This window comes from Streptomyces sp. NPDC054796, from assembly GCF_053611545.1.
The window spans coordinates 1-10,566 of sequence record NZ_JBSHAO010000062.1 but is presented as its reverse complement, the minus strand read 5'-3'; the positions used below and the strand labels follow the sequence as shown (position 1 = coordinate 10,566).

Annotated in this window: 9 protein-coding genes; 2 read left to right on the top strand and 7 right to left on the bottom strand. The window is 71.5% G+C overall.

What is annotated here, in order from left to right; genetic code table 11:
* Window positions 1-125: 125 nt before the first annotated feature.
* The 7 genes from ACWGJ2_RS34080 to pgsA all read right to left on the bottom strand — a co-directional run bounded on the left by ACWGJ2_RS34080 (window position 126) and on the right by pgsA (window position 6,159).
* Window positions 126-884, bottom strand: a complete 759-nt coding sequence (locus ACWGJ2_RS34080; RefSeq protein ID WP_453350206.1) for a YebC/PmpR family DNA-binding transcriptional regulator — start codon at window positions 882-884, stop codon at window positions 126-128.
* A gap of 113 nt (window positions 885-997) precedes the next feature.
* Window positions 998-1,612, bottom strand: coding sequence for a pyridoxal 5'-phosphate synthase glutaminase subunit PdxT (gene pdxT / locus ACWGJ2_RS34075; RefSeq protein ID WP_453350205.1), 615 nt, complete (start codon window positions 1,610-1,612; stop codon window positions 998-1,000).
* 64 nt (window positions 1,613-1,676) lie between these two features.
* On the bottom strand, window positions 1,677-2,600 hold the full coding sequence (gene pdxS / locus ACWGJ2_RS34070) for a pyridoxal 5'-phosphate synthase lyase subunit PdxS (protein WP_453350204.1): 924 nt from the start codon (window positions 2,598-2,600) through the stop codon (window positions 1,677-1,679).
* 202 nt (window positions 2,601-2,802) lie between these two features.
* The gene (locus ACWGJ2_RS34065; protein ID WP_453350203.1) at window positions 2,803-3,360 is read right to left on the bottom strand and encodes a hypothetical protein; all 558 of its coding nucleotides are present in this window, start codon (window positions 3,358-3,360) and stop codon (window positions 2,803-2,805) included.
* 62 nt (window positions 3,361-3,422) lie between these two features.
* Window positions 3,423-4,595 carry a glycosyltransferase family 4 protein gene (locus ACWGJ2_RS34060; RefSeq protein WP_453350202.1) on the bottom strand — a complete coding sequence of 391 codons (1,173 nt, stop codon included), beginning with the start codon at window positions 4,593-4,595 and terminating at the stop codon, window positions 3,423-3,425.
* A complete protein-coding gene (locus ACWGJ2_RS34055) occupies window positions 4,592-5,506 on the bottom strand; it encodes a phosphatidylinositol mannoside acyltransferase (RefSeq protein ID WP_453350201.1) in 915 nt (304 codons plus the stop codon). The genes ACWGJ2_RS34060 and ACWGJ2_RS34055 overlap by 4 nt, the downstream gene beginning before the upstream one ends.
* A complete protein-coding gene (pgsA, locus tag ACWGJ2_RS34050; RefSeq protein ID WP_453350234.1) occupies window positions 5,503-6,159 on the bottom strand; it encodes a phosphatidylinositol phosphate synthase in 657 nt (218 codons plus the stop codon). Before pgsA ends, ACWGJ2_RS34055 begins: the two co-directional genes overlap by 4 nt.
* A 377-nt stretch (window positions 6,160-6,536) precedes the next feature.
* Between pgsA and ACWGJ2_RS34045 the strand changes: the two genes are divergently transcribed.
* Both ACWGJ2_RS34045 and ACWGJ2_RS34040 read left to right on the top strand, forming a co-directional pair.
* Window positions 6,537-8,744: an elongation factor G-like protein EF-G2 gene (locus ACWGJ2_RS34045; RefSeq protein WP_453350200.1), complete on the top strand. Its 2,208-nt coding sequence runs from the start codon at window positions 6,537-6,539 to the stop codon at window positions 8,742-8,744.
* 106 nt (window positions 8,745-8,850) lie between these two features.
* The gene (locus ACWGJ2_RS34040) at window positions 8,851-10,521 is read left to right on the top strand and encodes a hypothetical protein (protein WP_453350199.1); all 1,671 of its coding nucleotides are present in this window, start codon (window positions 8,851-8,853) and stop codon (window positions 10,519-10,521) included.
* The last annotated feature ends 45 nt before the right edge of the window (window positions 10,522-10,566 follow it).

Here is a 10,566-nt window from a genome sequence, read left to right as displayed (position 1 = left end):
TCGGGGGGGGCGGGAGCGGGCGGTTGGCGCGGGTCCCGGGGTGGGGCTCGGCCCCGGCGGCGGGGGTGGGGGCCGGGGGGGTCCCCCGGACCGCCACCCGATGCCCACTCGGGCCAGGCGCCTGATCAGGCGTCGACCTGGGCCATGACCTCGTCGGACACGTCGAAGTTGGCGAAGACGTTCTGCACGTCGTCGCTGTCCTCCAGCGTGTCGATCAGCTTGAAGATCTTGCGGGCGCCGTCCTCGTCCAGCGGGACCTGCACGCTGGGGAGGAAGTTGTTGTCCGCCGACTCGTAGTCGATGCCGGAGTCGACGAGCGCCGTACGGACCGCGACCAGGTCGGTGGCCTCGCTGATGACCTCGAAGTTCTCGCCCAGGTCGTTGACTTCCTCGGCACCCGCGTCGAGCACGGCGCCCAGCACGTCGTCCTCGGTGAGGCCGTCCTCGCCCTTGGGGACGATCACGACGCCCTTGCGGTTGAAGAGGTACGAGACCGAGCCCGGGTCGGCCATCGAACCGCCGTTGCGGGTCATGGCGACGCGGACGTCGGAGGCGGCGCGGTTGCGGTTGTCGGTGAGGCACTCGATGAGGACGGCGACGCCATTGGGGCCGTAGCCCTCGTACATGATCGTCTCGTACTCCTTGCCACCCGCCTCAAGACCGGCACCGCGCTTGACCGCGCTGTCGATGTTCTTGTTGGGGACCGAGCTCTTCTTCGCCTTCTGGATGGCGTCGTAGAGGGTCGGGTTGGCGGCGGGGTCGGCGCCTCCCATGCGGGCCGCGACCTCGATGTTCTTGATCAGCTTCGCGAAGAGCTTGCCGCGCTTGGCATCGATCACGGCCTTCTTGTGCTTGGTGGTTGCCCACTTAGAGTGGCCGGACACAGCCTCGCTCCTTCAAAGTCACCAACAGAATCAACGCGGCGATCCTACCGCCAGGCACGCAGCGTACAGACCTGCCCGTCGCTCCTGATCCGGTGCCGGGCTCCCGGCCGGGTTCAGGCGACCTCCGCCGCGGGGGCGCAGGCCGCCGCGCGGACCATGTCCACGAAGAGCCCGTGGACCCTGTGGTCGCCCGTCAGCTCCGGGTGGAAGGACGTGGCCAGCAGGTTCCCCTGCCGTACGGCGACCGCGTGTCCCTCGTACGTGGCCAGGACCTCGGTCACCGCGCCCGTCGACTCGACCCAGGGCGCCCGGATGAAGACGCCCTCCACGGGACCGCCCGCCACGCCCGCCATGTCGACGGCCGCCTCGAAGGACTCGTTCTGCCGCCCGAAGGCGTTGCGGCGCACGATCATGTCGATGCCGCCGACGGTCTCCTGGCCAGAGCGCGGGTCGAGGATCTTGTCGGCGAGCAGGATCATGCCCGCGCACGAACCGTAGGCGGGCATGCCCGCGCGCACGCGCTCGCGCAGCGGCTCCAGCAGCCCGAAGGCGGCGGCCAGCTTGGAGATCGTCGTCGACTCCCCGCCCGGCACGACCAGCCCCTCGACCGCGTCCAGCTCCTCGGGACGGCGCACGGAAACGGCCCGCGCGCCCGCGCCGTCGAGCGCGGCGAGATGCTCGCGGACGTCGCCCTGGAGGGCGAGGACGCCGACGATGGGGGTACTCACAGGGTTTCTCTCTCCTCTGTGCTCACGGACGTGCTGACGGGCCCTCGCCTGAAACCCGCGCCGGTCACCAGCCCCGGGAGGCGTAGCGCTCGCCCTCGGGGAGCGTGTCGCAGTTGATGCCGACCATGGCCTCGCCCAGGCCGCGCGAGACATCCGCGATGATCTTGGGGTCGTCGTAGAACGTGGTGGCCTTGACGATGGCGGCGGCGCGCTTGGCCGGGTCGCCCGACTTGAAGATGCCGGAGCCGACGAAGACGCCCTCGGCGCCGAGCTGGCGCATCAGCGCGGCGTCGGCCGGGGTGGCCACGCCACCGGCGGAGAAGAGCACGACGGGCAGCTTGCCCAGCGCCGCGACCTCCTTGACCAGCTCGTACGGGGCACGCAGCTCCTTGGCGGCGGCGTACAGCTCGTTGTTGTCCAGGGCCTTGAGCTTGCCGATCTCGCCCTTGATCTGACGCATGTGGCGCACGGCCTCGACGATGTTGCCCGTGCCCGCCTCGCCCTTGGAGCGGATCATGGCCGCGCCCTCGGCGATGCGGCGCAGGGCCTCGCCGAGGTTGGTGGCGCCGCAGACGAACGGGGTGGTGAAGGCGAACTTGTCGCTGTGGTTAACCTCGTCGGCGGGGGTCAGCACCTCGGACTCGTCGATGTAGTCGACGCCGAGTGCCTGGAGCACCTGGGCCTCCACGATGTGGCCGATGCGGGACTTGGCCATCACGGGGATGGAGACGGCGTTGATGATGCCGTCGATCATGTCCGGGTCGGACATGCGGGCGACGCCGCCGTCCTTGCGGATGTCGGCGGGGACCCGCTCCAGGGCCATGACCGCGACGGCTCCGGCGTCTTCGGCGATCTTCGCCTCTTCCGGGGTGACGACGTCCATGATCACACCGCCCTTGAGCTGCTCGGCCATGCCGCGCTTGACGCGCGCTGTGCCGGTCTCGGGGGTCTGTGCGACGGACGGGGCGGGCGACGACGGGGTGGACACGGTTTGACCTCACTCGACGGTATGCGCTGCGACAGGACCACGTCAGGTCCGTACACCTACCGTCACCGACCAGGGGCGCGGCGGAAAAGGTCCAATCCGCGTGCGGTGGCCTGCCCCCTCACGCCTCGCGAGCGGCCGACGCACGCCACCGCGCCCCGGCTCTCGGACCGGCCCAGTCCGAACCGGTCCGGTCCGGTCCGTCTCAGCGCTCCCCCGGCCGCCCCGCCGCCAGCGCCGCTGGGGGCTCGTCGTCCATCTCGAAGGCCAGCGGGAAGGGCGCGTGGCCCGCCAGCCGGAACCAGCGGACCTTGCGGTGCCGCCGCAGGGCTCGGGCCGCGCGGACCGCGTCGTTGTGGAAGCGCCGCGCCATCGGGACCCGGCGCACGGCCGCGATCAGCTCGGCCGTGGTCTCCTCGCCGCCCGGCGCCTGCCGTACGGCCTCCGCCTGCGCGTCCTCGGCGAACACCGCGCGCAGCGCCTGGCTCAGCTCGCTCTCGGCGACCTCGCGCTGCTCCTCCTCGGCCTGCCGCGCGTCATGCGCAGCCTGGTAGAGCACGATCGAGGCGGCCGGGTCGAGCACCCCGGAGGTGCCCAGTTCCTGTGCGATGGAGGCGCGGCGCAGCAGTTGTGCGTCGAGTGCCGCCTTGGCCGCGTCGATCCGCGCGTGCAGCCGGTCCAGGCGTCCGGCGGTCCAGCTCAGATAGACGCCGATCAGCAGCAGGGCTACGGCGAGCAGGATCAGGGTGGTCATCGTGGGCATCGTCGCAACGCTCCCGTGTGTGGTCGGCCCGTGTGTGGTCGGTCGGTACGGCGGCCGACCGGTCAGTCCCGCGCCAGGCCGAGGCGGGCGCGCAGTCCGGTGCGCTCGTCGGGCGCCACGGAGGCGGCGCCGTCGGTGACGGTCTCGTAGACGGCGAGGATGTCGGCGCCGACGGTGGACCAGTCGAAGCGGCGCACGTGACGGCTGCCCCGCTCCCGCAGCTCCGTCAGCCGCGCGGGGTCGGCGAGGAGGCGCAGCGCGGCGGCGGCCAGCGCGTCCTCGTTCTCGTTGGCGAACAGCTCCCCGGCCTCCCCCTGGTCCAGCACCTGCGCGAAGGCGTCCAGGTCGGAGGCGAGGACCGGGGCGCCCGAGGACATCGCCTCGACGAGGATGATGCCGAAGGACTCGCCGCCGGTGTTGGGCGCGACGTACAGGTCCACGCTGCGCAGCAGCCGCGCCTTGTCCTCGTCGCTGACCATGCCGAGGAACTCGACGCGCTCACGCATCTCCTCGGGCAGCCCGGCCACGGCCTCCTCCTCGTCGCCCCGGCCCGCGACCAGCAGCCGGGTGCCCGGCAGCTCCTCCCAGATGCGCGGCATGGCCCGCATCAGCACGGGCAGGCCCTTGCGCGGCTCGTCGATGCGGCCGATGAAGCCGATCGTGCGGGCCTCGGGCGTGCCCTGCCACTCCTCCTTCGCCTCGGCGCGCGCGAAGAAGTCCACGTCGACGCCGTTGGGGATGACCACGGCGTCGCCGCCCAGGTGCTCGACCAGGGTGCGGCGCGCGTACTCGCTGACCGCGATGCGCGCGCTGATCTTCTCCAGCGCGGGCTGGAGGATCGGATACGCCGCGATCATCGCCCGCGAGCGCGGGTTGGAGGTGTGGAAGGTGGCCACGATGGGGCCCTGCGCCGCCCAGCAGGTGAGCAGCGCGAGGGAGGGCGAGGCGGGCTCGTGGATGTGCAGGACCTCGAAGTCGCCGTCGTGCACCCAGCGGCGCACCCGGGCCGCCGAGAGGAAGCCGAAGTTGAGCCGGGCCACCGAGCCGTTGTACGGCACGGGAACCGCGCGCCCCGCCGACACCACGTACGGGGGCAGCGGGGTGTCGTCGTCGGACGGTGCCAGGACGGACACCTGATGACCGAGACGGATCAGATGCTCGGCCAGATCGCGGATGTGGAACTGGACGCCGCCCGGCACGTCCCAGGAGTACGGGCAGACGATCCCGATCCTCATGCGGTCTCCCCCTCTCGCGGCTCCAGGTCGGAGAGCCACAGCCGTTGCAGCATGTGCCAGTCCTCGGGGTGCTCGGCGATGCCCCCCGCGAAGGCGTCGGCGACGGCCTGGGTCATGGCCGCGCTCTTCTCCTTGCGCGTCCCCTCCGAGGGCACCTCGACGGGCGCGTGCACCCGCCCCTGCATCACGGGGGACTCGTCGTACCAGAGCGTGACGGGCAGCAACAGCGCCCCCGTCTGCTGGGCGAGCATGGCGGGCCCGGCGGGCATCCGTGCCGTGTCGCCGAAGAAGGACACCTCGACGCCCGAGGCCGACAGGTCGCGGTCGGCGACGAGGCACACGAGCCCGCCCGCGCGCAGCCGCCGCGCCAGGGTGCCGAAGGCCGAGCCCCCCGAGTGCGGGAGCACCTCCATGCCCAGGCCCTCGCGGTAGGCGACGAAGCGGTCGTAGAGCGACTCGGGCTTGAGCCGTTCGACGACGGTGGTGAAGGGCGTCTTCAGCTCGGTGGTGAGGTAGGCGCCCGCCAGGTCCCAGTTGGCCATGTGCGGCAGGGCGAGGATGACGCCGCGGTCCGAGTCGATGCCGTCGGTCAGCCGCTCCACGTCGTGCACGTGGACGCCGCCGCGGATGCGCTGCTCGCTCCAGGCGGGCAGCCGGAACGACTCCATCCAGTAGCGCAGGTACGAGCGCATGCCCGCCCTCGTCAGCTCCCGTAGGCGTGCGGGCGAGGCGTCGGGCACCACGCGGGCGAGATTGGACTCCAGCCGTCGCACGCCCTTGCCGCGCTGCCGCACCGCCGCGTCGGCGATCCGCCTGCCCATGCCCACGGCGACGGGCTCGGGCAGCTTGCGTACCCCGGCCCAGCCGAGCTGGTAGAGGGAGTCGGTGAGCCTGTCCTTGGCGGCGCTCACGCGGCACCTCCCGCCTCTGCCTCGGCATCGGCCTCGGCGGCCTCGCGGCGCACGGTCACGACGCGCTGGCCGAGGGTGACGGCGCTGCCGATGGCCACCACCCACAGGGCGATGGGCAGCAGGACGCCGATGTACGGGACGCCGAAGGCGGTGAAGCCGGAGAGCCCGGCGAGGACCAGGGTGATCACCAGGCGCTCGGCGCGCTCGACGAGTCCGTTGACGTTCACGGGCAGGCCGATGCTCTCGCCCCGTGCCTTGGTGTAGGAGACGACCTGGCCGCTGGCGAGGCAGAAGATGGTCACCGCGCACATCATGACGCTGTCGCCGCCACCCGCGTACCAGAGGGCGATCCCGCCGAAGACGGCCGCGTCGGCGACCCGGTCCAGGGTGGAGTCGAGAAAGGCGCCCCATCTGCTGGAGCGCCCCAGTTGGCGGGCCATGTTGCCGTCCACCAGGTCCGAGAAGACGAACAGGGTGATGACGACGGTGCCCCAGAAGAACTCGCCGATCGGGTAGAAGACCAGGGCGCCCGCCATGACACCGCCGGTGCCGATCAGCGTGACCGTGTCGGGACTCACTCCGAGGCGCAGCAGCAGTGCGGCGAATGGGGTGAGAACACGCGTGAAGAAGGCACGCGCGTACTTGTTCAGCATGGCCGTCCCGAAGGTCGATAGCGAGCCGGGTGGCGGTGCGGCCACCGGCGGGCCCATCGTAGCCAGGCGGCACCGGCCCGCCGCGAAGGGATCGCGGCGAGCGTCGCGGGCGCGCGCGACCGGCACCGGCGGTGCCCGCACGGGCCCGCGCGCGGCTTCCGCCCGGGCCCCGCAGCGGGGCGCGCGCGGATTCCGCTTACGCCCTCCGGGACCCCCGCACGGCGCCCCGTGACACGACCGTGTCCCACGTATGGACGCTTGTCGGCTGCGGTGGAAAGCTCGAAGAACCGCGGGGTCCGTGAACCACCGCGAAGTTCGCGAACCCCGGCCCGGACATTCAGCACGGTCCAGCAGGTGTCGACCGGAAGGCGGGACACATGGGCGACAAAGCGAGCGCACACCCCGGAGCCGCCGGCAGGGCAGCGGCGGCCGACCGCCCCTCCTCCGTACGGAATGTGGTGCTGGTCGGCCACAGCGGTTCGGGAAAGACGACCCTGGTCGAAGCACTCGCCCTGACCTCGGGCGCGGTGAACCGGGCGGGCCGGGTCGAGGACGGCGGCTCCCTGTCCGACTACGACGAGATCGAGCACCGGCAGCAGCGCTCCGTGCAGCTCTCGCTCGTACCGGTGGAGTGGAACGGCGTCCGTATCAACCTCCTGGACACTCCCGGTTACGCCGACTTCGTCGGCGAACTCAGGGCCGGTCTGCGCGCGGCGGACGCGGCCCTCTTTGTCGTCTCGGCCGCCGACGGCGTGGACGGCGCGACCCGGATGCTGTGGGACGAGTGCGCCATCGTGGGCATGCCGCGGGCGATCGTCGTAACGCATCTGGACGCCGCGCGGGCCGACTTCGAGGAGATGACGGCGATCTGCCAGCGCGTCTTCGGCGGCGACGACCCCGACGCCGTGATCCCCCTCTACCTCCCGCTGCACGGCGAGACGGGCCCGGACGGGCACGCGCCCGTGGCCGGGCTGATCGGGCTGCTCTCGCAGCGGCTCTTCGACTACACCTCGGGCGCCCGTGCCGAGCGCGACCCGGAGGAGGGCCACCTTCCGCTGATCGAGGAGGCCCGCAACCGGCTCATCGAGGGCATCATCTCGGAGAGCGAGGACGAGACCCTCATGGACCGCTACCTCGGCGGCGAGGAATGCGACATCAAGACGCTGACCGAGGACCTGGAGAAGGCCGTCGCACGCGGAGTCTTCCACCCCGTGCTGGCAGCGGCGCCCGCGCCCGAGAACGGCACCCAGGGCCTGGGCACCGTCGAACTGCTGGAGCTGATCACCGGCGGCTTCCCGACCCCGGAGGAGCGCGAGATCCCGGGCGTGACGACCCCGCAGGGAGCCCCGCGCCCCGCGCTGACCTGCGACCCCGAAGGACCGCTGGCCGCCGAGGTCGTCAAGACCTCCTCCGACCCGTACGTCGGCCGCGTCTCCCTCGTCCGTGTCTTCTCCGGCACCCTGCGCCCCGACGAGACGGTGCACGTCTCCGGGCACGGCCTGGAGGACCAGACCCACGAGGCCCGCCCCCTCCACGAGGCGGACGAGCGCATCGGCGCCCTGTCCCTCCCCTTCGGCAAGCAGCAGCGCCCCCTCACCCGGGCCGTCGCGGGCGATCTGGCCTGCGTCGCCAAGCTGAGCAGGGCCGAGACGGGCGACACCCTCTCGGCCAAGGAGGACCCGCTGCTCATGGAGCCCTGGGTCATGCCCGACCCGCTCCTGCCCGTGGCCATCCAGGCACACGGCAAGTCCGACGAGGACAAGCTCTCGCAGGGGCTGTCGCGGCTGGTCGCCGAGGACCCCACGATGCGGCTGGAGCAGAACCCGTACACCCACCAGCTCGTCCTGTGGTGCCTGGGCGAGGCGCACGTGGACGTCGCCCTGGAGCGGCTGCGCACGCGCTACGGGGTCCAGGTGGACGCCGTCCCGCACAAGGTCTCGCTCCGTGAGACGTTCGCCGAGAAGGCGGAGGGGCGCGGGCGCCATGTGAAGCAGTCCGGGGGCCACGGCCAGTACGCCATCTGCGAGATCACCGTCGAACCGCTGCCGGAGGGCTCGGGCATCGAGTTCGTGGACAAGGTGGTCGGCGGCGCCGTACCCCGGCAGTTCATCCCGTCCGTCGAGAAGGGCGTACGGGCGCAGGCCGCCAAGGGCATCGCGGCCGGATACCCCCTCGTGGACATCCGCGTCACCCTCCGCGACGGCAAGGCGCACTCCGTCGACTCCTCCGACGCCGCCTTCCAGACGGCGGGCTCGCTCGCGCTGCGCGAGTGCGCTGCCGCCTCGCGCATCCACCTGCTGGAACCGGTGGCCGAGCTGGCCGTCATGGTCGCCGACGAGTACGTCGGCTCCGTGATGAGCGACCTGTCAGGGCGGCGCGGCCGGGTCTCTGGCACCGAACAGGTCCCGGGCGGCACGACGCTGGTACGGGCGCAGATCCCCGAGATCGAGATCGGCCGGTACGCGGTGGACCTGCGGTCGCTCTCGCACGGGACGGGCCGGTTCTCCCGTACGTACGCGTGCCACGAGCCGATGCCGCAGCAGTTGGCCGCCAAGATCCTGGAGGCGGAGGGGAACGGCGGCTGAGCACCACTACGCTGGGGCAAGAGGTGTGCCGACCACGGCAGTTGGGAAAAGGGCCGGTGGTCGGCACACACACGCACATGTCAGCGCACGGTGAAGTGGGGGTTCAGTGGCCGGATTCGACGATCGCAGCAGCGGTGAGGTGGCGTCCGACTTCCGTCCGGGCGCACAGATCCCGCTCTCCGGTTCCGGCGGGCAGACGGCGGCCACACAGGCGCTCGCCTCCGCCGCCTACCGGGACGGGCCCGTGACGGATCTGCTGAAGGCCAACGACGGCGCGTCGGTGAAGAAGCCGAGAATCTCGCTGTTCGAACCCAACCTGGGCGAGGCGTTCTCCCGCGCAGTCCAGGTGCGCATGCTGGGCGGCGCCCGCAAGGCGCTCATCCAGTCCTTCGGCATCGAGCCGCAGTCCGTGGTGGAGCACTGCCTGGCCGCCAACCGCGTCCGCAAGGACCGGGACTCCCGACTGACGGTGATCATGGTTTTCTTCGGGCTGGTCTTCCTGCCCGGGGTCCTGGTGTGGCTGCTCGCCTTCCAGCTGCGCCGCGCCATCGCGGGCGCGCAGAACAAGCGCATGGGCGCACTCGGCATGGCGGTCATGGTCGCGCTGGGCGGCCTGGGCGTGCTCTTCCTGCTGAAACTGCCGATCTCCGGCTTCTGGGGCCTCTATCTGCGCGCGATGCTCGTCGCCCCCATCGTCGGCTGGCTGTGGGCCAAGCAGGTCTGCGAGAAGTACGCGAAGATCCTGCGCGGCCAGTGGGAGCAGCTGCTCGGCGGCGGCGGGGTCGGCGCGAAGATCCCCGAGGCGGTCCCCCAGGACCCGAACGACGCGGGCGCCGAACGCATCAGGCTCGGCCTGGCCAAGCTGTCCGCCGAGCAGTCCAGCAACCTCGTCTACTACGCGGGCCCCAAGGGGATACTGGGCATGGGCACCCGCTGGGGAAGCTGGCAGCTCGCCGAGGAGCTGACGCCCAAGGAGGCGGACACCGACATCAACCCGTTCCGCAGCTGGGACGTGGTGCGCGCCATCCACGACCAGCTCCGGCTGCTGGAGCGCAAGCCGATCCACACCGGCGGCTTCCCCACTCCCTCGATACGGCACTGGATCGTCTCGCCCATCGGCGAGGGCGCCAAGGGCGTGACGCGTCCTGAGGGCCAGGAGGTCGAGGGCTACCGCATCAAGGACTTCGAGATACAGCGGATCTGCAACGAGCAGCAGTTCGGCAGCGGCAACCGCCACTATCTGGGCGTCCAGTTCGTACTGTGGGACGGCCAACTGGTCATCACCCTGCTGACCACGGTCACCGTGCTCCACCACACCCTGCGCATCGAGGTCACCGGGCACGCGCTCGGCCCGGTGCACCCCCTCTTCACGACGAAGCCCTCGCCCAAGAAGAAGGAGGTCTCCAAGAGCGTGCGGTTCTGGGAGACCAAGTCGGTGTCGCTGCCGCTGGTGGAGGCGGGCGAGGTCGTACGGCTCACCGCGCGGGCCCCGTTCACCTGGTTCCCGCCCGTGCTGGACTTCCTGGGCGGCAAGCTGAGCCTGCCCGAACCCTTCGGGCTGCGGCACGCCTGGGCGGACAAGCCGTGGCGCCACCGCTTCATGGCCGACGACGCGCTGCGCGCCGCGACCCCGGTGCTGCGGGTGGTGCACGACGCGGCCATCCGCGTGCTGGACGAGAACAACTGCGACACGGCGCGCTTCGGCGCCCGCTCCCTCACCCTCAGCGGGATGGTGCAGGGCGCGACCCCGAGCAAGGCGGACGACTACGGCGTCTGACGCCATCCATGCGAACGGCCGGAGGGGCCGGCGGGGCATGTGCCC

Excerpts from the sequence above, each read along its gene's own strand:
- ACWGJ2_RS34065 (WP_453350203.1), bottom strand. The coding sequence starts at position 3,360 with ATGCCCACGATGACCACCCTGATCCTGCTCGCCGTAGCCCTGCTGCTG.
- ACWGJ2_RS34060 (WP_453350202.1), bottom strand. The coding sequence starts at position 4,595 with ATGAGGATCGGGATCGTCTGCCCGTACTCCTGGGACGTGCCGGGCGGC.
- ACWGJ2_RS34045 (WP_453350200.1), top strand. The coding sequence starts at position 6,537 with ATGGGCGACAAAGCGAGCGCACACCCCGGAGCCGCCGGCAGGGCAGCG.
- pgsA (WP_453350234.1), bottom strand. The coding sequence starts at position 6,159 with ATGCTGAACAAGTACGCGCGTGCCTTCTTCACGCGTGTTCTCACCCCA.